The following is a 20,999-nucleotide window of genomic DNA, read 5'->3' on the forward strand; positions in this document are numbered from 1 at the left end:
GTCACAGGCCCAGGAAATCGGCATACCGCTCGGCCGCGAGGGCGTGGCGTCGGGAGAGGTGGTTGGCGATCATCTCTTCCATCGCCGCAGGGTCGTCATGCCTGAGGGCTACCAACCGTTCGACATCACGGGCGAGGAGGGCCGGATTGTCGAGATGCAGGGTGGTGCAGAGCCGGATCAGCGGATCATCCTCGAATTCGCGGATGTAAAGCGGCCCCGTCATGGCCGGCGTGCCGACGGCGAAGCTCTCGAGCTGCGTCATGGGCTGGCATTCGGCGAGGGTCGCCAAGAGCACGAGCGAGCTGCGCGCCATCTCGTCAAGGAGGTCACGCCCGCGCAGATAGCCGACGAGCCGCAACCGGTCGAGATTCACCAGGCTTTCGAGGCCATTGGGGAAGTTGGCCGTCTTGACCAGCTCGACGTTGCTCGCGCCAAGGGCCCCGAGCACATTGGTGTACATGTTCTTGCGCCAGCCGGGGTCGAGCGGCGTGTAGACCGAACGGATCTCGGGCGGTTGCAGGGCGCCGGACACCGGCAGATCCGGCGCGAAATTGATGATGAGGCCGGGCCAGTAGCTCTCGATGACGGAGCTAAAATCGGGCTTGACCGACCCCAGGCCCTGCAGCGTGCCCATGCGCAGCCGGATGAGCAGGCGCGCTTGCATGTTCATCTCGAAGTAATGCTCGAACTGCGCTGTGGTCACGTGCGTGACCGCGTAGCAGTGCAGACCGGAGCCGAAACGGGCACGCAAGGCCAGGAGCAGCTGGTCGGCATTCTCCGAATAGCCCTGGAAGACGACGTGCGTGATGCCGAGGGCCTGGATCTCCTCCGCGATCTGGGCCTTGTCCGTCTCCTCGAGTGGCACGTCGGCAGGGATGAGGAGTTTATGCCCGGGGCAATAGGCGGTCGCCTGGCGGATGCCGTGCCACTCGTGGTGCGCCACGTGCAGGACGCGCTCGAAACCGGCGATGCGATGGGCCGCGCGCAGCATGGCCGGCGTGTCGAACACCGGCTTCAGGACGTTCGTGGAGGGGGAGGGTGCCGGCCTGGCAATCTCCCGCGGCTCGGCGCTGGGGACGATGAAGCGGCCCGGGCGATGCCGGCCTTCGAAACGGCCGAACAGGAGGAAATGCTGATAGCCCGACTGCAGCTGGCCCTTCTGCACGGCGTCAGCGACATCGGGGTTCGCCGCGAGATAGGACGTCTCGTCGAAATGGTCGGGAATGGGGATGGGCGCCCCGAGCTTCTTCAGGGCCTCCACAGCCTGGTTCCATCCAGCATCCGCCTCCAGGGGGCGTACGCGCAGAGACCGCACGAAGCTGCCGAGGGTTCGCCTGGCGAGGTGCCGGTTGACGCTGCCGATGACCCAGTCGAGATCCGCCCGGTCGGCGTCCACGGGCGCGCCCACCGGAGACGCGCCCGCCGGGCCCTCGGCGGCGGCCTGATCGACCACGGGCTCGTCGCGGCGCAGGTCGTCGAGCTGGCTGAGCACGAGGCTGAGCGCCACCGCGCTCTTGTCGATGTGGCGACGCAGGAAGGTATTGCGGACGACGGCCGCCAGCTCGCTGTGCCGGTGCCCCGCCGCGACCACGGAATTGGCATAGGCCGTGCCCGCGGACGCCTGATCCCTGTGATGATAGAAGGCAAGCGGCTCCGGCAGGACACCAATATCGGCCTTGAGCAGGAACTCCAGGTTGAAGAACCAGTCGCCCAGTACCGGGAGGTCCTCGTTGAAGCCGCCGATCTCCTCCCAGATCGAACGTCGGAAGAGGAAGGAGATGGGCGGAAAGAAATTGCCGCGCAGCATCTGTGAGAGCTGCACGTCGCGCACCGACGTCTGGAACGGACGGCGCCGCCGCTCGATCACCTCGCCGTCGCGGATGTCCTCCGAGACGTGGATCGAATGGGTGATGACGCCGCCATAGCGCTGCCCCTGCGGACCCGAGAGGAAGGCGACGGTCTTTTCGAGGAAATCCGGTGCCCAGCTGTCATCGTCGTCGTGGATGACCACGAAGTCCGACTGGCTCGCCGCGATACCCGCATTGGACGCGGCCTCCATGCCGCGGCTCTGCGACAGGGATACCAGGAGGATATTGTCCCGCTCGAGCCCGGCACCTTCGACGATGGACCGTACCGTCTCTGCGTCGCCGCCGTCGTTAACGACCACCCAGAGGAAATCCTTGAAGGTCTGGCTGCTGACGCTTTGCGCCGCGCGCCGCAGGAGGAGCGGCCGGTTGCGGGTACGTGTGACGACCGCGACCCTGCGCCATGGCGCGGCCTGCGGCGTGCCTGTTGCACGGGAATCGTCCGCAGCAGAAAGGGTTGGCGCTGCAATATCCATAGGAAGCTGTCGCATTATCAGTTCGTTTCCACCTTGCCCGTCGGCTGTCCGGCAGGCTTCCGGTGTTCGGAACGGGCACAGGCTCTTTGCCAGCGGGCTGGATTCACGCACGCGAGAGCGCCCGCGCTCTCGCAGCCACTTTCGTCATCGCCGAAGTCCGGGAGCCATCAGCCAATCAGGGCTTTGGAAAACATCCGGTCAGGGCGACGAAAGGCTGCCTTCAGCCGCGCTGACGCGCAGATTTTCGCGGGAGGCCCGGCCCGCGGTGGGCGATTACGTCGAAGTGCTTCAGGAGGGGTGGCGTCGACAAGAAGAGCGCATGGCAATCGTTCCAATAAAACTGAATCAGATGCCGTAATCAAACTATATCGGCACTGTAGGCCACCTTATTTTCGCTCCCGCGGATCGTCAAGGGCGCCGGCGGGCGTCTCGTGAGAGGCGTTCGCGAAGGGGGCGACAGGTGCACAGCTGTGCATCCCAGTTGGTGGCTGATGCGCTTAGGCCGGCGAAGTGCGGCGTAATGCCGCATGTCTTGCGCCGCGTTTCCGCCTTTTTGCCGAGATTGGACCGCCTTGACAACGGTCCGGGGAAAGGTAGAGGATTCAAAACATAAGAGTTTTATTAACGAAAAAATACGTACCGCGTCATTCTCTGCGTGTGTTGCTGGCACGGACATTGTGTTAACCTTATCATTGCGCATCTTTTCGGCGGTCGTCGCCTATCGGCCCGACCAGGAATTACTCCTGGAGGTGGTGTCCGTGCTGGCCCGGACGACCGAATGCGTTCTGATTTTTGCCAACTCACCTTTATCACAGGTTCGCCGTGAAGGGTTGCTCGCCGCCGGTGGCAACGCGCGCATCGAGATCATCCAGTCGCGCGAGAACGTTGGCCTGGGCTGCGCCTACAACGAGATCATGCGGCGCGCAGGCCAGTATGGCGGCGACGCGGTACTGCTCGTCGACCAGGATTCGACGTTGCGTCCGCAGGTCGTTCAACATCTCGCCGATACGATGAGGGAGCTCTGCGCGGCGGGACACAAGGTCGCCGCGGTCGGTGTCCAGCCCGTCGGGCCCCGGCAGGCCAGAGGGCGCTTCAAGGACGTGCGCATCTTCCTGCGTCCGGGCCGCAGCGACGCCACCACGGTCCGTGCCGTGGACTTCGTGATCTCTTCCGGCTCGCTCGTTTCAGTTTCCGCCTATGAGGCCGTCGGACCGTTCCGGGACGACTTTTTCATCGATGCCGTCGACATCGAGTGGTGCTTTCGCGCCTGGCACCGGGGGTTTTCATGCTGGGTCGCACGGGATGCCCTGATGGAGCATCGACTCGGGCAAGGGTCGATCGCTGTGCCCATGCTGCGCCTCAAGCTGCCCGTGCAGCCGCCTCATAGGCTCTACACCTATGTCCGCAATCAGGTCCGCATGCTCGCAATGCGGCACGTGCCGTTGCGATGGAAGGTCAAGATGGTGCCCTACATCTGTCTTCAGGCCGTGGTCTACGCGGTCAAGGGGCGGCATCGCGCCTATGCTCTGAAGGCAATCGGCCGCGGTATGTGGGACGGTCTGCGGACCATGTCGGCGCCGGTGCCGCAGCCGGCGCTGCCCGAGCCCGGCTGCGACGTAGACGCGTCGGACCCACCCACCACCAGCACGGCCGAGCAATGAGCAGCCGGCGCCATGTCCGCTCCCCAACCGCACAGGCAGGATTAGCAAGAAGCCGATACATGTCCCTCTTCCCGACCGGAGCAGACTGGCGGCGTGCCGCGAAGGACCTCGTGGAGGGCCTTGCGGCTTGGCATATCTGGACGCTGCTTGCCTTCAACGACATCCGGCAGCGCTACAAGCGCTCCCGCTTCGGCCAGTTCTGGATCACGCTGAGCACCGGCATCTTCATCGCCGGCATCGGGAGCGTCTATTCCTTCCTGTTCGGCCAGCCGGTCGAGACCTACATTCCCTACCTTGCCGTCAACATCGTCATCTGGGGAATGCTCGCCGGCATCGTCACCGACAGCACTGCCGCCTTCACGCAGGCCGGCTCTATCCTGGGCCAGCAGGCGTTGCCGAAGACGATCTTCGTCATGCGCGTCATCGTTCGCCAGCTCATCATCCTGGCGCACAACCTGGTCATCATCGCGCTGGTCTTCCTGCTGTTCGGCATCGTGCCGACTGCGGCCGCCGTCATGGCCGTGCCGGGGCTGTTGCTCCTTGCTGTGGCGTCGCTGCCGGCGGGGATGACGATTGGCCTCCTGTGCACGCGCTTCCGCGACCTGCCGCAGATCATCCAGAGCCTGCTGCAGGTGGCCTTCTTCCTGACGCCGGTGATGTGGCATGTAGACCAGCTTGGTGGCCGTGTGCCCTACGTCATCGACTTCAACCCCTTCGCTATCTTCCTGCTGCTTGTTGCCGACCCGCTGCACGGGCATTGGCCCGGCATCGGGCGCTATGTGCAGGCGCTCGCGATCATCGGTACGATGGTTCTCGTGACTGCCCCGCTCTTCGCGCGGTTCCGGGCGCGCATCGTCTACTGGCTGTAAGGAGGCGTCATGCCCTTAATCGAGCTGCGCGACGTCTCGGTCGACTTCCCCATCTACAACTCGCGCAGCCGCTCGCTGCGCAATGCTCTCATGGCGCGGATCGGCGGCCGGCTGGCGGGGGAGGGGGACCTTGTGACCGTGCGGGCCCTGCAGGACATCTCGATCACGCTCAACCCTGGAGATCGGGTTGCGCTCATCGGCCGCAACGGGGCCGGCAAATCCACCCTGTTGCGGGTGCTCGCCGGCGCCTACGAGCCGACGGCCGGATCGGCCGTCATCAACGGGCGCGTGTCCTCCCTCTTCGATCTGACGATGGGCATGGATGCCGAGCTGACCGGGGTGGACAACGTGATCCTGCGCGGCGTCTTTCTCGGCATGAGCATTGCCGAGGCCCGCAGCTACATTCCGGAGGTGGCGGAGTTCTCGGAACTCGGCAGCTTCATGCACCTGCCCATGCGCACCTATTCCAGCGGCATGCGCCTTCGGCTTGCCTTCGCCATCTCCACGGTGCGCACGCCGGACATCCTGCTGCTCGACGAGTTCATCAGCGTCGGCGACGAGAGTTTCGCCCGCAAGGCGCGCGAGCGGCTGGAACGGATGATCGACGAGGCGCACATTCTCGTCCTCGCCTCCCACTCCCTGCAGACGCTGAGAGCCTATTGCAACCGCGCGCTGCTGCTCGACGAGGGGCGGATCATCGCTGACGGGGCGATCGAGGACGTTCTGGACCGTTACAAGGGGGGCGCCGCCTAGCCGCGTGCCTTTGCCGCCAGCGCCTTTGCTCTTGCGTGGTCCGGATACCAAGCGGTGAAGCGGATCGCGGCCAGCATTGCCGCCAGCTGGATCACCCAGCCGGTCCAGATGTTGTTGCTGTCGTTCAGAACCGCGTCGCCATACCAGCCCGAGAGCGCGGCGACGAGAAACGCCACCGCCCATCCGGCCGTGATGAAATAGTTGATGCGCAGGAACAGCGGCGAGTGCCAGTACTGCGGATCAACCTCGTCGCGGGCGTAGGGCAGGGTGAACGGCATGCGCAGGAGGATGGACCCGGCCGCCAGCACGAACAGCGTGATGTTGGAAATCTCGCCGACCCATTTCTCCAGCCAGGCCTGGCCCGCTGCGTCGAGCAGGAGATGGGCGGCGAACAGCCCGAGGAAGAAGACGACGTCGAGCGCCCCGAGCAGCTTGAACGACCGGCCCCGCCACAGATCCGAGGCGAAGAAGAAGACGGAGATCGCCAGCGCTGTGACGGACACCCATGCGATGGTCCCGGGGCCTTCGAAGACGGCGAGGAAAATCCAGGGGGCGAGCCCGGAGAGCGGGCCGTCGAGGATGTGGGCGAGGGTGGACGCAAGAGCTTCCCGCCAGCCGCGAGGCGCACAGTGCTCGTCGGTTCCTTCGGCCATGGCGCCTCGCGCTGCGGTACGTGACGCGCCTCGGCGCCCGGATACTCCCTCGATGTATCACATGTTGAAGCGGCGTCAGTCCACAACGTAGGGAAGCTCGGGCATGTCGTTTGTGGCGCGGAATGCCTCGAGGCGCTGGACGGCCTTCTTGCCGCTGTCCGCGAGGTGGTCGGCCAGAGCTACCGCCGCCAGAGCACCGTCGCCTCGCTTGAGAGCGCCGATGACCGCCAGATGCTCGTCCATGAAGGGGTCGATCTGCGGGTGCTTCACGAGCGCCGCCTGGATGTGCTTGCCCACCACCAGGGTGCAGCGCGTTCGTTTCAGTGCCTCGAACATCTCGTGGTTGCGGCCGTAACTCAGGCACTGGACGTGCAGATCATTCTCGAGCTGGTCGAGTTCGTTGACCGTGACCTCCGGCATCGCGCCGGCAACCGTGTGCAGGCGCCGCTCCATGTCCTCGAGCTCGGCCGCGGGAACGCTGGCCACGGCGCTCTCGGCCAGCCGCGGCTCGAGCACCATGCGCAGCTCGTAGAGATCGCGGATGCGCTGGTCGGTGAGGGGAACAATCTGCCAGTGAGCGTTCTCCACCTTGCACAGCAGGCCGGACGCTTGGGCTCTGACGAGAAGCTTGTGGGCGACTGTGCGACCGACGGCATAGTGGCGGGCAAGTGCCAGCTCGTTCACCCGCGCGCGGCCGAAGACCGAGCGGTGGATGAGACTGCGCTCGAGGTCGTAGTAGAGGCTCTCCCAGGCATCGCTGCGGACGACCCCGGCCGGATCGCCGCCGAGGTCGAACATCTCGGGGGTGATCGGGATGCGTGTCGGGGCAGAGCTTTCGTCGCCGACAATCACGCCGCGGCCGTCGAAGCGGTGCACCACCCTTTCCCGCTGCAACTCCGCGATGGCCTGGCGGACGGGCGAGCGGGTGGTCCGAAAGACCGAGGCGAGCAGGCTTTCGGTCAGGACGGCGCCGGCCGGCACGCGCCCGGCCGCAATTGCCGCCTGCACGGCTTCCTTGATCAGGAGATAGGCCGGACGCTTGCGCTCGATCATGCTGTGCCAGCGATCAGGTGACCGCACCAAGAGGCCACGGCACGAACTCGTTGTCACCATAGTCGAACGTCTCACTGAGCGAGCGTTCGCCGGATGCTACGGCGATGATCTTCTCGAAGATCCGCTCGCCGGCCGCCTCGATGGTGTCGTCGCCCGTGACGATGCCGCCGCAGTTGATGTCCATGTCTTCCTGCATGTGCTCGTACATAGTGGTGTTGGTGGCGATCTTGATGCAGGGGGCGGGCTTGAAACCGGAGACGGAGCCGCGGCCGGTGGTGAAGCAGATGATGTTGCAGCCGCCTGCGACCTGACCCGTCACGGCAACGGGGTCGTAGCCGGGTGTGTCCATGAAGACGAAGCCGGTCCTGTCAATCTGCTCGGCATATTCGTAGACGGCCTCCAGCGGCATGGTTCCACCCTTCGCCACGGCCCCGAGTGACTTCTCGAGGATGGTCGTAAGACCGCCCGCCTTGTTGCCGTGGGAGGGATTGTTGTTGAGCTCGGCCTCGTTCTTGGCAGTGTACTGGCGCCACCACTCGATGCGTTCCATCAGCTTGCGGGCCACCTCGGGCGATGTCGCGCGGCGCGTCAGGAGGTGCTCGGCGCCGTAGATCTCGGGCGTTTCGGAGAGCACTGCCGTTCCGCCGTGGCGCACCAGGAGATCAGCCGCATAGCCGAGGGCGGGATTGGCTGAGATGCCCGAATAGCCATCCGAGCCGCCGCACTGCAGGGCGAGCGTGAGCCCGGAGAGGGGCTGCTCGGTGCGCTGCACCGCGTTGACCGCGTCGAGCATGTCGTTGATCGCCGCCGTGGCGGCCTCGATGGACTTCCTCGTCCCGCCCATCCGCTGGATTGTCATTGTGCGCAGGAACGGGCCCTCGCTCAATCCTGAGCGCTCCAGCAGCATCTCGATCTGATTCGTCTCGCAGCCGAGACCGATCATGAGGATGCCGCCGAAGTTAGGGTTGCGGGCATATCCGCTCAGCGTGCGCACCAGATAGCGATAGCCCTCCGCCGCCGTGTTGATTGCACAGCCGCCCCCGTGAGTAAGGGCCACGACGCCGTCCACATTGGGGTGGTTTTTCAGGCCGCCGCCGCGGTTGAAGTAGTCGGCAGTCGCCTTCGCGACGGTGGCGGAGCAGTTCACGGAGCTCACGATGCCGATGTAGTTGCGGGTGCCGACCGTGCCGTTCGGCCGCCGGAAGCCCATGAACGTGCGCCGCTCGCCCTCGGGCAGGAGAGGCGTGGGACGGGCATCGGCGCAGAACTCGTGCGCGACGTTGCTGTCCCGCATCGCCAGGTTCTGGAGATGGACGTGTTCGCCCGGCAGGATCGGCCGCGTGGCGAAGCCGATCACCTGTCCGTACTTGATGATCGCCTCACCCTCGGCGATCGGCCGGATGGCCACCTTGTGCCCCCGCGGGATGTCGCCGGTCGCCACCACATCCCCCACGCCGACGCGATTCCCGTCCCCGATGGCGTCGCGCGCGACGGCGACGTTGTCGGCCGCGTTCAGCACGATCACGCGGGCCTCCTTCGGCAGGGCATTGGCGGACATCCGTTTTTTCTCCTGGGGTGAGCAAGCCTTGAAATGGCTCAAATTGGCTATTGCGTGCAATATACAACCATGCTACCCGTAAAGATGTCAACAGCGCCGCAAGAGTGCAGTGAAGAGGAAACGCCGTGTCCGTGTGTCGAATTTGTCAAGTGTCCTGTTATTCGTCGTCACGTATGCGGGGTTCTGCCGCGTAATGGCGATCATTTTTCCCTGATGTGGCAAGGCGAACGCGGACAAGGGCGCCGGCGTCACCATGAACTATGAGTTCGATTTCTCGTTCTTGGGCGAATATGGCCAGGATCTCTGGGATGGGACGCTGCTGACCTTGTGGATGACGGCGGTATCCATCATCCCGGGTTTCGTCGTCGGCACGGCCTGTGCCGTCGGGCGGCTGTACGGGCCGCCCTGGGTCCGCAAGGCGGCCACGGTCTATGTGGAGGCCATTCGCAACACGCCGCTGGTCATACAGGTTTTCTGGCTGTTCTTCGGCCTTGCGGTTCTCTCCGTCCGCATCGACGCCTTCTATGCCGCGGTGATCGCACTCGTCATCAACGTCGGTGCCTACACGGCGGAGATCATGCGTGCGGGCTTCGAGAGCATTCCGAAGGGGCAGATCGAGGCCGCGTCCTGCCTCGCGCTCTCGCGCTGGCAGTCGCTGCTCTATGTCCAGCTGCCGCAGGCGGTGGAGCGCGTCTATCCGGCCCTCGTGAGCCAGTTCATCCTGATGATGCTGGCAACCTCGATCATGTCCCAGATCTCGGCGCCCGAGCTCACCGGCGTCGCGTACCAGATCCAGGCGTTTACCTTCCGGGGCTTCGAGGTCTACCTCGTGATCGCCGTCATCTACCTCGCGGTCGTCACGCTGCTGCGGGCCATCCTGACGGGGCTCGGGAAGGTCATCTTCCCCCGTCGCCGTCGTCTCGGCACCCCCCTGTGAGGTCCGCCATGCTCGGACTGTCTCCCGAACATCTCCTCTTCCTCCTGCGCGGCGCCGGCTGGACGATCGTCCTGTCACTCCTGGGCTTCGTGGGCGGCACGATCGTCGGCCTGCCGGTGGCTCTCTGCCGATCCTCGAAGATGAGGTCCCTGCGCGTGGTGTCGAGCGCCTACGTGCAGCTGGTGCAGGGCATCCCGCTGCCGGTCATCATGTTTGTGGTCTACTTCGGACTGAGCATCGGCGGCTATGAGCTTCCGGCGCTGGTGGCGGCGGGCATCGCGATGACGGCCTATTCCAGTGCCTACCTCGGCGAGATCTGGAAGGGCTGCATCGAGGCGGTGCCAAAGACGCAGTGGGAGGCTGCCGAGTGCCTCGCGCTCACCCCCGTGCAGCGCTTCGTCGACGTCATCCTGCCGCAGGCAGTGCGCATCGCCATTCCACCGACGGTCGGGTTCTTGGTCCAGATCGTCAAGAACACGTCCTACTCGGTCGTGATCGGCTTCTTCGACCTGACGTATTCGGCCAAGGTTCTCAACAACTCCACGTTCAAGCCGTTCACCGTCTTCACCATCGCCGCGCTCCTCTACTTCGTCATCTGCTACCCGCTATCGGTGCTGAGCCGCAGGTACGAGCGGAAGCTGAAGCGCGCCTGAAAGGATCGACCGATGGAGCCGATTGTTCGTTTCAAGGACGTCCGCAAGTCTTTCGGCACACTCGAAGTGCTGAAAGGCGTCACGCTCGACATCATGCCTGGCACCGTGACCGCCCTCATCGGCCGCAGCGGCTCGGGCAAGAGCACAGCGCTGCGCTGCATCAACGCGCTCGAGCAGATCAACGGCGGGGAACTCCACGTCTGCGGCCGCGCCCTCCATAACGGCGGCTTCGACCTGCGGGCGCTGCGTCAGGATGTCGGCATCGTCTTCCAGAGCTACAACCTGTTCCCGCACCTCACCGTCGCCCAGAACATCATGTTGGCGCCGCGGCGCGTAAAGAAGATAGGCAAGGATGAGGCGCGCGCCCTCGCCGAGGAAGTCCTTTCCCAGGTCGGCCTGCTCGAGAAGGCGGACAACTATCCGGAACAGCTCTCCGGCGGGCAGCAGCAGCGCGTCGCCATCGCCCGCTCGCTCGCCATGAAGCCGAAGCTCATGCTGTTCGACGAGGTTACATCGGCTCTCGATCCTGAGCTTACCGGCGAGGTGTTGAAGGTCATCGAGAAACTGGCCGAAAGCGGCATGACGATGGTTTTGGTGACGCACGAGATGAACTTCGCTGAGCGTGTCGCCGACCAGATCGCCTTCATGCACCACGGCACCGTCTGGGAGCTGGGCTCGGGCGAGATGCTCCGCGCCCCGAAGACGCCGGAACTCCAGCAATTCGTCGGCAGCGGCCTGTGAGGCGGCTCGCCAGCGTCAGAGCGCCGCTTGGGCGGCGAACCATCTAGGGAGGTTTGTCCATGTCACTTGCGAAAGTTACCCGTCGGGCCCTCGTCGGCCTCGGCCTTGCGGCGGCTGCGCTGCTGCCGGCAGCGGCCCAGGCCAACACGCTCGACGCCATCAAGCAGCGCGGCAAGATCCTCATCGCCATCGACGTCGCCCATCCGCCCTACGGCATGCTTGACGACAAGGCCAAGGAAACCGGCTCCGACGTGGAGACGGCCCGGCTCCTCGCCAAGGATCTGGGCGTCGATCTCGAGATCGTGCAGGTCTCGGGCGCGAACCGCATTCCCTTCCTCCTCTCCGGAAAGGCCGACATCGTCATCGCGTCCTTCTCGATCACCGAGGAGCGCAAGAAGGTCATCGACTTCTCGCGCCCCTACGGTGTCGTTCCGGTCGTGCTTGCGGCCCCGGTGGGCGAGAAGGTCACCGCTGCCGCTGATCTCGACGGCAAGACGGTGGCCGTTGCGCGCGGCACGACCGCCGACATGGAACTGACGAAGTTTCTGAAGCCCGTCAGCGGCGCGAAGATCGTCCGCTACGAGGACGAGGCGACGACCAACACGGCCGTGGCCACGGGCCAGCAGAGCATCTTCGCGGCGGCCTTGTCGACGGCGAACGAGCTCGCCGAGCAGAACCCGGACAAGAAGCTCGAGGTCAAGATGACCCTTGCGGCCTATCCGATGGCCATCGGCCTGCGGAAGAAGGACGACGCGCTGCGCGAGTGGGTGGATGGCTGGGTGACGGCCAATCTCAAGAACGGCAAGCTCAACGAGATCTACAAGAAGTATTTCAAGATGGATCTCCCGGCCGAGATGCTCGACTGACGGGACGGGGGATTCCCTTCGCTGCGAGGGGAATCCCTTTCTTCGCGGCGTTAACCCGTAGCGGACAGGTGACAATGATGACTCGACCGTATCGCGGCGTGTTCCCGGTGGTGCCGACCATCTTCGACGAAAGCGGGAGGCTCGATCTCGAAGGGCAGAAGCGCGTCATCGACTTCATGATCGACGCGGGCTCGCATGGCCTGTGCATCCTCGCCAACTTCTCCGAGCAGTTCATGCTCACGGACGAGGAGCGGGACCTCGTCACGAGGACGGTCCTGGAACACGTGGCGGGCCGGGTTCCGGTCATCGTCACCACCAGCCATTTCTGTACCGACATCTGCGTCGAGCGCTCCAGGCAGGCGCAGCAGCTCGGCGCGGCGATGGTCATGATCATGCCGCCCTTCTTCGGCGCGACGCTCCGGGTGCCGGAAGCGGGAATCTACGAGTTCTTCCGCCGCGTGTCGGAGGCCATCGACATCCCGATTATGATCCAGGATGCGCCCATGGCCGGCACCAACATGTCGGCGGCCTTCCTGGCGCGCATGGCGCGGGAGATTGAGCACGTCTCCTATTTCAAGATCGAGGTGCCCGGCGCCGCCAGCAAGCTGCGCGAGCTCATCGCGCTCGGCGGTGACGCGGTCGAAGGGCCGTGGGACGGCGAGGAGGCGATCACGCTGATGGCCGACCTCGACGCCGGCGCCACCGGCGCCATGACGGGCGGCGGCTATCCCGACGGCATCCGCCAGATCATTGACCCCTATGTCGCCGGCCGGCGGGACGAGGCGGCCGCCGCCTATGCGCGCTGGCTGCCGCTCATCAACTACGAGAACAGGCAGTGCTGGCTTCTGGCGGCCAAGGCGCTGATGAAGGAGGGGAAGGTCATCCGCTCGGATTTCGTCCGCCATCCGCTCCAGCCCCTGCACCCCGAGACCCGCAAGGGGCTTCTCGAGATCGCCCGCGGGCTCGATCCGCTCGTGCTGCGCTGGGGCCTGTGACCATCCCGGCAAACTGAACAACAGATCTCGGGCGGGGAAAGGTCCCGCCCCGCAGGAGGAGGAGCGTTCATGTCCGCAAGGAAGAGGGTGGGCTTCATCGGCCTCGGGCTGATGGGCAGCGGGATGGCAAGGAACATCCTGGCCAGGGGCTTCCCGCTGACGGTGCTGGCGCATCGCAACCGTCAGCCCGTCGACGAGCTGGTGTCACGCGGCGCGCAGGAGGCGTCCACGGCCGCCGACCTCGCCCGGCAGAGCGATGTCGTCATCATCTGCGTCACGGGTTCGCTGCAGGTGGAGGATGTCCTGACGCGGCAGGGCGGCCTGCTGGAAGGCGTCCATCCCGGCCTCGTCGTGGTCGATGCCAGCACGGCCGATCCGGGATTTGCCGAGCGTGCCGAGGCAATGGTTCGCGAGCGCGGCGGCGTCTATGTCGATGCCCCGGTTAACCGCACCCCCAAGGAGGCCGCAGAGGGGCGCCTCAATGTTCTGATCGGCGGGGATGCCGCGGTGGTCGAGCAGCTCCGGCCCGTGCTCGAGGCCTATTCCGAGACCATCCACCATCTCGGCCCCGTGGGGTCCGGGCACAAGGCCAAGCTCATTCACAACTTCATCGCGCAGGGCAACGCCGTTGTCCTGGCCGAGGCCTTCGCGACGGCCTCGAAGGTGGGCCTCGACCTGCGGGCCTTCGCGGACCTGTGCCGGCTGAGCGGCGCCCACAGCAAGACCTTCGACCGGCTGGTGCCCTTCGTCCTGGAAGGGGACGACTCCAACCAGAAGTTCACGTTGCGCAACGTGGTAAAGGACATGCGCGCCTATGCGCATCTTGCCGAGATGGCCTCGGTGACGGCCTTCGCCGCCCAGTCCATCTACCAGACCTATGTGCTCGCCACGGCCCTCGGCCACGGCGACAAGTATGTCGCGCACCTTTTCGACGTGCTCGGCGAGGTCAACGGCACCCGCGTGAGGGCGGACTGACCGGCCGACATTGCGTCGTTATAGGAAAGAGCGAGAGCGCACGGGGGTTCGCCCCGTGCGCTCTTTATGTGCGGAAGGCTCTTGCCGTGCGATCGGTCAGGAGGCCTTTGCCGGCGCTTTCGCCTCGTCGTGCTGTCCGGAGGCGCGGCGGTTGAGCAGTGCGTAGATGAGTATGGCGCCGAAGGTCGCCGTGCCGATGCCGCCAATCTGGAAGCCGCCCACCGTGACCGCGAGGTCGCCCGCGCCGGCGATCACCGCCACACCGGCGGTAATCAGGTTCTTCGTGTCCGAGAAGTCGACCCGGTTTTCGACCCAGATGCGCCCGGCCGTCACCGTGATGAGGCCGAAGACCACGACCGACAGGCCGCCGATCACGGGGCCGGGAATGGTAAGGATCGTGGCGCCGAACTTGGGCGAGAAGCCAAGCAGAATGGCAAACAGACCCGCGACGACGAAGACGAGCGTCGAATAGATGCGCGTCACGGCCATCACGCCCATGTTTTCCGCATAGGTCGTCACGCCCGTGCCGCCACCGGCGCCAGAGACGATGGTGGCGATGCCGTCGCCGACGAAGGCCCGGCCGATGTAGGGGTCGAGGTTGCGCCCCGTCATCGCGCTGATGGCCTTGATATGCCCCAGGTTCTCCGCAACGAGAATGATCGCCACCGGCGCGATCAGCGTCATCGCGCCCGCCGAGAAGGTCGGCGTCACGAAGTTGGGCGCGCCGAACCAGGGCGCGGCGCCGACGGCGGAGAAGTCGATGGGGTTCGCCAGCCCGAAGCTGCTGGCGCCGACCGCATAGACAATGTAGCCGACGAAGCCGCCGACGAGCACCGGGATACGCCGCAGCAGGCCGGGCACGTAGACCGCAGTGAGGCCGGTGGCGAGAACGGTGGTGAGGCCGACGAAGAGGTCGAAGCCGCTGGCGCTGATGCCCTTGACCGCGATGGGCGCCAGGTTGAGCCCGATGGCTGCCACCACGGCGCCCGTGACCACGGGCGGCATCAGCGTCTCGATCCAGCGGTAGCCGGCGCGCATGACGGCCAGGCCGATGGCGAGATAGAGCACGCCGGCCGCGATGATGCCGCCGAGGGCAACGGCGATGTTCGGGTTCGGGCCCGAGCCCGCATAGCCGGTGGCGGCGATGACGACGGCGATGAAGGAGAAGCTCGAGCCGAGATAGGACGGCACGCGCCCGCCGACGATGAGGAAGAAGATGAGCGTGCCGATCCCCGAGAACAGGATCGAGACGTTGGGATCGAAGCCCATGAGGATCGGGGCGAGCGCGGTCGACCCGAACATGGCGACCACATGCTGAAGTCCCGCGATCACGGTCTGCGGCCACGGCAGCCTCTCGTCCGGCGCGATGGTGCCTTCGGCCTTCAGCCGCCAGGCCGGGAACCAGCCGCCCCCTCTGTCCTGTCCCATGATGTCCCTCTCGTTCTGCGTTGGCGGGATTGCGCGGAGCCGCCGCAAGGCGGCCCGCCGACAGCTTGACCGAGTCTCGCGGTCGCGTTGCCTGGAAAATTGCCAATATCGGGTGGCCTGCCTACTGCAAAAGCGCAAGGTCAGCTATTCACAGCCGTGTCCAGAATGCGCCGCGGCGCTCTGTCGGAGCAACTGCCCGGGCGCGGCGGCAGAGCCGGCATTTCCTTGATGGTGGCTTTGCGCTAGGAAGCCCGCATCGTCGCGACTCGCGCGATGGCACCCGACGGATAGGCCCGGCGCCGACAGATTCCGTCGACCTGGCAGGAGGGCCCGCATGAGGAAGCATCCGGGGATTGTCCCGGTCGTTCTGTCCGGTGGCACCGGCACGCGCCTGTGGCCGCTGTCGCGCGAATCCTACCCCAAGCAGCTCCTGGCCCTCGCCGGGGCGGAGACGCTGCTACAGCAGACGCTGGCGCGCGTCGCCGGCCAGCCGGGTTTTGCGGCGCCCGTCGTGATCGCCAACGCGGAACACCGCTTCGTCATTGCCGAGCAGGCGCGCCAGGCGGGCATCGCTGACGTGACGATCGTTCTGGAGCCCGTCGGCCGCAACACTGCTCCGGCGGCTGCGGTTGCGGCGCTGATGGCAATGGCGGATGATCCCGATGCGCTGATCCTCATCATGCCGGCTGACCACGTGGTGCAGGATCCGGCCGCCTTCCGCGCCGCGGTCGAGACCGGCGCGGCGGCGGCCGCTGCGGGCCGGCTCGTGCTCTTCGGCATGCGTCCGGACAAGCCTGCCACCGGCTATGGCTACATCCGCCGCGGTGACCCGCTGCCGGGCCTTGCCGGCATCGACGCCGTCGCCGCCTTCGTCGAGAAGCCCGACCAGCCGACGGCCGAGCGCTATCTCGCCAGCGGCGACTATCTCTGGAACAGCGGCATCTTCCTGCTGCCCGCCGCCGCCTTCATCGCGGAGCTCGATCGGCATGCGCCGGACGTGCTCGCGGCTGCGCGCGGAGCACTGGAGGGCGCCGTGCGCGACCTCGACTTCCTGCGCCTCGCGGAAGCGCCGTTTGCGGCCGGGCCATCGATCTCCATCGACTATGCGGTGATGGAGAAGACGGACAAGGCCGCCGTCGTGCCCTCTGAGTTCGGCTGGAGCGACGTCGGCAGCTGGTCGGCCCTGTGGGAGATCGGCACACGGGATGCCGACGACAACCTGTGCGTCGGCGACGTGGTGGCGCTGGAGACGCGGGGATCCTACCTGCGCGGCGAGGGACGTCTCGTCGCCGCCCTTGGCGTCGAGAACCTCGTCGTGGTGGCGACGCCCGATGTCGTGCTTGTGACGCGGCGCGACAGCGACCAGAAGGTTTCGCAGCTCGTCGCGGCGCTGAAGAAGGACGGGCACGCCGCGGCCACACAGACGCAGCGTGTCTATCGCCCCTGGGGCTTCTACCAGTCGGTGCACGAGGGGGAGCGCTTCCAGGTCAAGCGCATCACGGTCAATCCCGGTGCCAAGCTGTCGCTGCAGAAGCATTTCCACCGCTCCGAGCACTGGATCGTGGTCAACGGCACGGCCCTCGTCACCCGGGACGGGGAGCAGATCCTCCTGCGCGAGAACGAATCGGTCTTCCTGCCTCTTGGCTGCGTCCACCGCCTGGAGAATCCGGGCAAGCTGCCGCTCAATCTCATCGAGGTGCAGTCCGGTCCCTATCTGGGCGAGGACGACATCGTCCGCCTCGAGGATATCTACAAGCGGATCTGATCCCGCGCGGGGTGGATGGAGAGCTGACCGTCGTTCACGGCGTGAACGTCACGCCTTGACGTTCACGCCGTGAACGTCTATCGAGCGCCCCGGACTGAGCGAGGCACAGGGGCAGATGGCGGACAAGCTCCCGACCGAGGTGGACCTTGAGTTGCTCACCTCGCTGGAAAGCGGGGAGGTGGTGACGCAGATGTCGCTGTCGCGGCGCATCGGCGTGTCCATCGGCCTCGTCAACGCACTGCTCAAGCGCGCCATCCGCAAGGGCTACGTGAAGGCGAAGGCCGCGCCCTACAAGCGCTACGCCTATTATCTGACGCCGAGCGGCTTTTCCGAGAAGAGCCGGCTCCTGGCCGATTACCTCGATATTTCCCTGCGCTTTTTCCGCGACGCGCGGGAGCAGTATGCGGACGGGTTCCGCCGCCTCGATGCGGCCGGGCTGCGCCGCGTCATCCTCGCCGGGGCGGGCGAGCTCGCCGAGATCGCCATCCTCGCTGCCCGTGATGGCGCGATCGAGGTCGTCGCGGTGCTCGACGGCGGGACGAACCGCTCCCGTGTGGCCGGCGTGCCGGTGGTGCGCACCCTGCAGGAAGCGCCGGCTTTCGACGCCGTGGTGGTGACGGATTCACGCACCCCCCAGGCGACCTACGACCGCCTGAAGGGGCAGGTCGACTTCAACCGCATCGTGACGCCGCCGCTGCTGCACGTGTCGCTTTCTGCCGTGCCGAATGCGGCGGAGGAGGACCTGGATACGCCCGTGACGGATGGAGACCGCAAGGATCCCGGCGCGCTGCGCGCGCCTGCAATGGAAGGATGAGCAACTTGTCCAAACGTGCACTCATCACCGGTGTGACCGGCCAGGACGGCGCCTACCTGGCGGAGCTCCTTCTCGCCAAGGGCTACCGCGTCTGGGGCGTGAAGCGCCGTTCCTCGTCTTTCAACACGGCGCGTGTCGACCATCTCTACCAGGACGTGCACGAGGGCGATCCGAAGTTCCGCATGGTCTACGGTGACATGACGGACTCGACCAACCTCATCCGCATCGTGCAGGAGATCCAGCCGGACGAGATCTACAACCTCGCCGCCCAGAGCCATGTGCAGGTGAGTTTCGAGACGCCGGAGTACACGGCCAATGCCGATGCCCTCGGCACCCTGCGCCTGCTGGAGGCGATCCGCCTGCTGAAGCTCGAGGGCAAGACGCGCTTCTACCAGGCGTCGACCTCCGAGCTCTACGGCAAGGTGCAGGAGACGCCGCAGCGCGAGACAACGCCCTTCTATCCGCGCAGCCCCTATGCCGCGGCCAAGCTCTATGCCTACTGGATCACGGTGAACTACCGCGAGGCCTATGGCATCCATGCCTCGAACGGCATTCTCTTCAACCACGAGAGCCCCATCCGCGGCGAGACCTTCGTCACCCGCAAGATCACCCGCGCGGTGGCGGCCATCGAATGCGGCCTGCAGGAGGCGCTCTATCTCGGCAATCTCGACGCCAAGCGCGACTGGGGCCATGCGCGCGATTATGTCGAAGGCATGTGGCGCATCCTGCAGCAGGACAAGCCCGACGACTATGTGCTCGCCACGGGCGAGACCCACTCGGTGCGCGAGTTCGTGGAGCTTGCCTTCGCCGAGGTGGGCCGCACGATCGTCTGGCAGGGCCAGGGTGTGGACGAGGTCGGCATCGACAAGGCGAGCGGCAAGACGCTCGTGCGCATCGACCCGCGCTACTTCCGGCCCACCGAGGTCGACCTCCTTCTCGGCGACCCCACCAAGGCCCGCGAGAAGCTCGGCTGGCGGCACCGCACCAGCTTCCGCGAGCTTGTGAAGGAGATGGTGGAGAGCGACCTCAAGACCGTCAGGAACGAAGCGGAGCGTCGGAACCGTCATGACTGACCGCAGCATGCCCTTCGATCTTGCCGGCAAGCGCATCTTCGTCGCCGGTCATCGCGGCATGGTCGGCTCCGCTGTGGTCAGGCGCCTGCAGACGGAGGATTGCGAGATTCTGACGGCAGGGCGCGAGGTGCTCGACCTGCGCGACCAAGCGGCGACCAAGGCATTCTTCGACCGGAATCGGCCCGAGGTCGTGGTCCTGGCGGCGGCCAAGGTCGGCGGCATCCTGGCCAACGATACCTACCCGGCGGATTTCCTCTACGACAACCTTGTCATCGAGACGAATGTCATCGGCGCCGCTTTCCAGGCGGGCGTGCGCAAGCTGCTCTTCCTGGGCTCGTCCTGCATCTATCCGAAGTTCGCGCCGCAGCCGATTCCGGAAGATGCACTTCTGACCGGGGCGCTGGAACCCACGAACGAGTGGTATGCGCTCGCCAAGATCGCCGGCATCAAACTGTGCGATGCCTATCGCAAGCAATACGGCGCCGACTTCATTTCGGCGATGCCGTCGAACCTCTATGGCCCCGGCGACAACTTCGACCTGCGGACCAGCCACGTCCTGCCGGCGTTGATGCGCAAGGCGCACGAGGCGAAGCTCGCCGGGGCGCGCTCGCTGGAGGTGTGGGGCACGGGCACGCCGCGCCGCGAGTTCCTCTACGTGGACGATCTCGCCGACGCGCTCGTCTTCCTGCTCAAGCACTATTCCGAGCCCGGCCACATCAATGTCGGCACGGGCGAGGACGTGACCATCCGGGAGCTCGCCGAGCTGATCTGCCGCACGGTGGGCTTCGAGGGCGAGCTCGTGTTCGACAGTTCCAAGCCCGACGGGACGCCCCGCAAGCTCATGGACGTCGGGAAGCTTTCCGCCATGGGCTGGCGCGCACGCACGAGCCTGCCGGAGGGCGTGGCGAAGACCTATCAGGCATTCAAGGACAGCCTGCGGTGACCTCGCCCTCCTTGCCGGAGCCGCGCGGCCCTTCGTGCCGCCGCTGATCGAACCAGTCGAGACCCGAGCAGTGACAACATCAATGCCCGCTCACGAGCCCGTCGAGGTGGTGATCCGCGCAAGCGGCGATCACACCTTCTTGCACGACATGGCAGACCTGTGGGCGAACCGCGACATTGCCTGGACGCTGGCGCTGCGCGAAATCCAGGTCCGTTACAAGCAGTCCGTCATCGGCATCGCCTGGGCGCTGCTGCAACCCGTTCTGACGACGGCCATCTTCACCTTTGTCTTCAGCTATCTGGCTCGCATCCCGACGGGGGAGGTTCCCTATCCCGTCTTCGTCTTCTCGGGTCTGCTGATGTGGCAGTATTTCAGCCGGGTCGTCGGAGAGGCCGCAGGATCCTTGGTGAAGAACGAGGCCATCATCACCAAGGTCTTCTTCCCGCGCCTCATCTTGCCGCTGATCCCGGCCATTTCGGCGGCCGTGGAGTTCGCCATCGCGCTCCTCGTGCTGGTCGCGGTCATGCTGCTCTACGGCATGGTTCCGTCACCGCTGATCGTGCTGGTGCCAGTCGTCGTCGTGGCGGCGGGACTGCTGGGCTATGGTATCGGTCTTGTGCTCTCGCCGCTCAACGCGATCTATCGCGATATCGGGATTGCCCTGCCGTTCTTCATCCAGATCGCCATGTATGTGACGCCGGTGATCTATCCCGTCGCCTTCGTCCCGGAGCGATACCAGTGGCTGTACGCGCTCAATCCGGCCGCGACGCTGATCGATACCATGCGGGCCGTCGTTGTGCGGGCTGACTGGCCCGGCCTTCTCAGCTACGCCTTTCTCCTCTTGTGGACCGTCGGCTTCCTCGCGCTCGGCCTGCGCGTCTTCCGCAAGCTCGAGCCGGCGATCGTCGACAGGATCTGATG

19 protein-coding genes are annotated in these 20,999 nt (G+C 65.6%); 14 read left to right on the forward strand and 5 right to left on the reverse strand.

The features are described from left to right. Position 1: 1 nt before the first annotated feature. Positions 2 to 2,356, reverse strand: coding sequence for a glycosyltransferase (locus HNQ73_RS12815; protein WP_183335254.1), 2,355 nt, complete (start codon positions 2,354 to 2,356; stop codon positions 2 to 4). 557 nt (positions 2,357 to 2,913) lie between these two features. Here HNQ73_RS12815 and HNQ73_RS12820 point away from each other — a divergent pair. The 3 genes from HNQ73_RS12820 to HNQ73_RS12830 are packed head-to-tail and all read left to right on the forward strand — an operon-like array spanning position 2,914 to position 5,624. Continuing rightward, positions 2,914 to 4,002 carry a glycosyltransferase gene (locus HNQ73_RS12820; protein WP_183335255.1) on the forward strand — a complete coding sequence of 363 codons (1,089 nt, stop codon included), beginning with the start codon at positions 2,914 to 2,916 and terminating at the stop codon, positions 4,000 to 4,002. Positions 4,003 to 4,061: 59 nt separating this feature from the next. Further along, a complete protein-coding gene (locus HNQ73_RS12825; RefSeq protein WP_183335256.1) occupies positions 4,062 to 4,871 on the forward strand; it encodes an ABC transporter permease in 810 nt (269 codons plus the stop codon). 9 nt (positions 4,872 to 4,880) lie between these two features. Further along, the gene (locus HNQ73_RS12830; protein ID WP_183335257.1) at positions 4,881 to 5,624 is read left to right on the forward strand and encodes an ABC transporter ATP-binding protein; all 744 of its coding nucleotides are present in this window, start codon (positions 4,881 to 4,883) and stop codon (positions 5,622 to 5,624) included. Here the strand turns inward: HNQ73_RS12830 and HNQ73_RS12835 are convergent. The 3 genes from HNQ73_RS12835 to HNQ73_RS12845 all read right to left on the reverse strand — a co-directional run bounded on the left by HNQ73_RS12835 (position 5,621) and on the right by HNQ73_RS12845 (position 8,888). Beyond that, a complete protein-coding gene (locus tag HNQ73_RS12835; protein WP_183335258.1) occupies positions 5,621 to 6,277 on the reverse strand; it encodes a hypothetical protein in 657 nt (218 codons plus the stop codon). The two genes, HNQ73_RS12830 and HNQ73_RS12835, sit on opposite strands and share 4 nt — an antisense overlap. Positions 6,278 to 6,352: 75 nt before the next feature. After that, positions 6,353 to 7,330: a GntR family transcriptional regulator gene (locus HNQ73_RS12840; protein WP_183335259.1), complete on the reverse strand. Its 978-nt coding sequence runs from the start codon at positions 7,328 to 7,330 to the stop codon at positions 6,353 to 6,355. A gap of 13 nt (positions 7,331 to 7,343) precedes the next feature. Continuing rightward, positions 7,344 to 8,888 (reverse strand): UxaA family hydrolase, encoded by a 1,545-nt coding sequence (locus HNQ73_RS12845; protein ID WP_183335260.1) that lies wholly within the window; start codon positions 8,886 to 8,888, stop codon positions 7,344 to 7,346. A 253-nt stretch (positions 8,889 to 9,141) separates the two neighbouring features. Here HNQ73_RS12845 and HNQ73_RS12850 point away from each other — a divergent pair, with 253 nt between their 5' ends. The 6 genes from HNQ73_RS12850 (at position 9,142) to HNQ73_RS12875 (ending at position 14,055) form a co-directional block, all read left to right on the forward strand. Further along, positions 9,142 to 9,825, forward strand: a complete 684-nt coding sequence (locus HNQ73_RS12850; RefSeq protein ID WP_183335261.1) for an amino acid ABC transporter permease — start codon at positions 9,142 to 9,144, stop codon at positions 9,823 to 9,825. An 8-nt stretch (positions 9,826 to 9,833) separates the two neighbouring features. Further along, positions 9,834 to 10,478, forward strand: coding sequence for an amino acid ABC transporter permease (locus HNQ73_RS12855; RefSeq protein ID WP_183335262.1), 645 nt, complete (start codon positions 9,834 to 9,836; stop codon positions 10,476 to 10,478). A 12-nt stretch (positions 10,479 to 10,490) separates the two neighbouring features. After that, positions 10,491 to 11,219, forward strand: a complete 729-nt coding sequence (locus HNQ73_RS12860; RefSeq protein WP_183335263.1) for an amino acid ABC transporter ATP-binding protein — start codon at positions 10,491 to 10,493, stop codon at positions 11,217 to 11,219. A gap of 59 nt (positions 11,220 to 11,278) precedes the next feature. Next, positions 11,279 to 12,085 (forward strand): transporter substrate-binding domain-containing protein, encoded by an 807-nt coding sequence (locus tag HNQ73_RS12865; RefSeq protein ID WP_183335264.1) that lies wholly within the window; start codon positions 11,279 to 11,281, stop codon positions 12,083 to 12,085. Positions 12,086 to 12,162: 77 nt separating this feature from the next. Continuing rightward, positions 12,163 to 13,080, forward strand: a complete 918-nt coding sequence (locus HNQ73_RS12870; protein ID WP_183335358.1) for a dihydrodipicolinate synthase family protein — start codon at positions 12,163 to 12,165, stop codon at positions 13,078 to 13,080. Between the two features lie 69 nt (positions 13,081 to 13,149). After that, entirely contained in the window at positions 13,150 to 14,055 is a 906-nt protein-coding gene (locus HNQ73_RS12875; RefSeq protein WP_183335265.1) for an NAD(P)-dependent oxidoreductase, read from the forward strand. A gap of 96 nt (positions 14,056 to 14,151) precedes the next feature. On the opposite strand, the gene HNQ73_RS12880 is transcribed toward HNQ73_RS12875, so the two are convergent. Next, positions 14,152 to 15,483 (reverse strand): solute carrier family 23 protein, encoded by a 1,332-nt coding sequence (locus HNQ73_RS12880; RefSeq protein WP_183335266.1) that lies wholly within the window; start codon positions 15,481 to 15,483, stop codon positions 14,152 to 14,154. A 334-nt stretch (positions 15,484 to 15,817) separates the two neighbouring features. On the opposite strand from HNQ73_RS12880, the gene HNQ73_RS12885 reads away from it, so the two are divergent. The 5 genes from HNQ73_RS12885 to HNQ73_RS12905 all read left to right on the forward strand — a co-directional run bounded on the left by HNQ73_RS12885 (position 15,818) and on the right by HNQ73_RS12905 (position 20,997). Continuing rightward, a complete protein-coding gene (locus HNQ73_RS12885; RefSeq protein ID WP_183335267.1) occupies positions 15,818 to 17,248 on the forward strand; it encodes a mannose-1-phosphate guanylyltransferase/mannose-6-phosphate isomerase in 1,431 nt (476 codons plus the stop codon). A gap of 115 nt (positions 17,249 to 17,363) precedes the next feature. Continuing rightward, a complete protein-coding gene (locus HNQ73_RS12890; RefSeq protein ID WP_183335268.1) occupies positions 17,364 to 18,062 on the forward strand; it encodes a winged helix-turn-helix transcriptional regulator in 699 nt (232 codons plus the stop codon). Further along, the gene (gmd, locus tag HNQ73_RS12895) at positions 18,059 to 19,135 is read left to right on the forward strand and encodes a GDP-mannose 4,6-dehydratase (RefSeq protein ID WP_210305197.1); all 1,077 of its coding nucleotides are present in this window, start codon (positions 18,059 to 18,061) and stop codon (positions 19,133 to 19,135) included. The genes HNQ73_RS12890 and gmd overlap by 4 nt, the downstream gene beginning before the upstream one ends. Beyond that, complete coding sequence (fcl, locus tag HNQ73_RS12900; RefSeq protein WP_276513679.1) at positions 19,128 to 20,078, forward strand: GDP-L-fucose synthase; 951 nt, start codon at positions 19,128 to 19,130, stop codon at positions 20,076 to 20,078. The genes gmd and fcl overlap by 8 nt, the downstream gene beginning before the upstream one ends. Positions 20,079 to 20,160: 82 nt before the next feature. Further along, positions 20,161 to 20,997, forward strand: a complete 837-nt coding sequence (locus HNQ73_RS12905; RefSeq protein ID WP_183335270.1) for an ABC transporter permease — start codon at positions 20,161 to 20,163, stop codon at positions 20,995 to 20,997. Positions 20,998 to 20,999 lie beyond the last annotated feature (2 nt).

Origin of the sequence: Chelatococcus composti (assembly GCF_014201415.1) — a bacterium.
Lineage (GTDB): Bacteria > Pseudomonadota > Alphaproteobacteria > Rhizobiales > Beijerinckiaceae > Chelatococcus_A > Chelatococcus_A composti.

What these genes read in the sequence shown, in the direction of transcription:
- gmd (WP_210305197.1), top strand. Translation starts at nt 18,059, where the DNA reads ATGAGCAACTTGTCCAAACGTGCACTCATCACCGGTGTGACCGGCCAG.
- HNQ73_RS12880 (WP_183335266.1), bottom strand. Translation starts at nt 15,483, where the DNA reads ATGGGACAGGACAGAGGGGGCGGCTGGTTCCCGGCCTGGCGGCTGAAG.
- HNQ73_RS12865 (WP_183335264.1), top strand. Translation starts at nt 11,279, where the DNA reads ATGTCACTTGCGAAAGTTACCCGTCGGGCCCTCGTCGGCCTCGGCCTT.
- HNQ73_RS12860 (WP_183335263.1), top strand. Translation starts at nt 10,491, where the DNA reads ATGGAGCCGATTGTTCGTTTCAAGGACGTCCGCAAGTCTTTCGGCACA.
- HNQ73_RS12830 (WP_183335257.1), top strand. Translation starts at nt 4,881, where the DNA reads ATGCCCTTAATCGAGCTGCGCGACGTCTCGGTCGACTTCCCCATCTAC.
- HNQ73_RS12845 (WP_183335260.1), bottom strand. Translation starts at nt 8,888, where the DNA reads ATGTCCGCCAATGCCCTGCCGAAGGAGGCCCGCGTGATCGTGCTGAAC.
- HNQ73_RS12835 (WP_183335258.1), bottom strand. Translation starts at nt 6,277, where the DNA reads ATGGCCGAAGGAACCGACGAGCACTGTGCGCCTCGCGGCTGGCGGGAA.
- HNQ73_RS12815 (WP_183335254.1), bottom strand. Translation starts at nt 2,356, where the DNA reads ATGCGACAGCTTCCTATGGATATTGCAGCGCCAACCCTTTCTGCTGCG.
- HNQ73_RS12850 (WP_183335261.1), top strand. Translation starts at nt 9,142, where the DNA reads ATGAACTATGAGTTCGATTTCTCGTTCTTGGGCGAATATGGCCAGGAT.
- HNQ73_RS12855 (WP_183335262.1), top strand. Translation starts at nt 9,834, where the DNA reads ATGCTCGGACTGTCTCCCGAACATCTCCTCTTCCTCCTGCGCGGCGCC.
- HNQ73_RS12870 (WP_183335358.1), top strand. Translation starts at nt 12,163, where the DNA reads ATGACTCGACCGTATCGCGGCGTGTTCCCGGTGGTGCCGACCATCTTC.
- HNQ73_RS12890 (WP_183335268.1), top strand. Translation starts at nt 17,364, where the DNA reads ATGGCGGACAAGCTCCCGACCGAGGTGGACCTTGAGTTGCTCACCTCG.
- HNQ73_RS12875 (WP_183335265.1), top strand. Translation starts at nt 13,150, where the DNA reads ATGTCCGCAAGGAAGAGGGTGGGCTTCATCGGCCTCGGGCTGATGGGC.
- HNQ73_RS12905 (WP_183335270.1), top strand. Translation starts at nt 20,161, where the DNA reads ATGCCCGCTCACGAGCCCGTCGAGGTGGTGATCCGCGCAAGCGGCGAT.
- HNQ73_RS12885 (WP_183335267.1), top strand. Translation starts at nt 15,818, where the DNA reads ATGAGGAAGCATCCGGGGATTGTCCCGGTCGTTCTGTCCGGTGGCACC.
- fcl (WP_276513679.1), top strand. Translation starts at nt 19,128, where the DNA reads ATGACTGACCGCAGCATGCCCTTCGATCTTGCCGGCAAGCGCATCTTC.
- HNQ73_RS12825 (WP_183335256.1), top strand. Translation starts at nt 4,062, where the DNA reads ATGTCCCTCTTCCCGACCGGAGCAGACTGGCGGCGTGCCGCGAAGGAC.
- HNQ73_RS12840 (WP_183335259.1), bottom strand. Translation starts at nt 7,330, where the DNA reads ATGATCGAGCGCAAGCGTCCGGCCTATCTCCTGATCAAGGAAGCCGTG.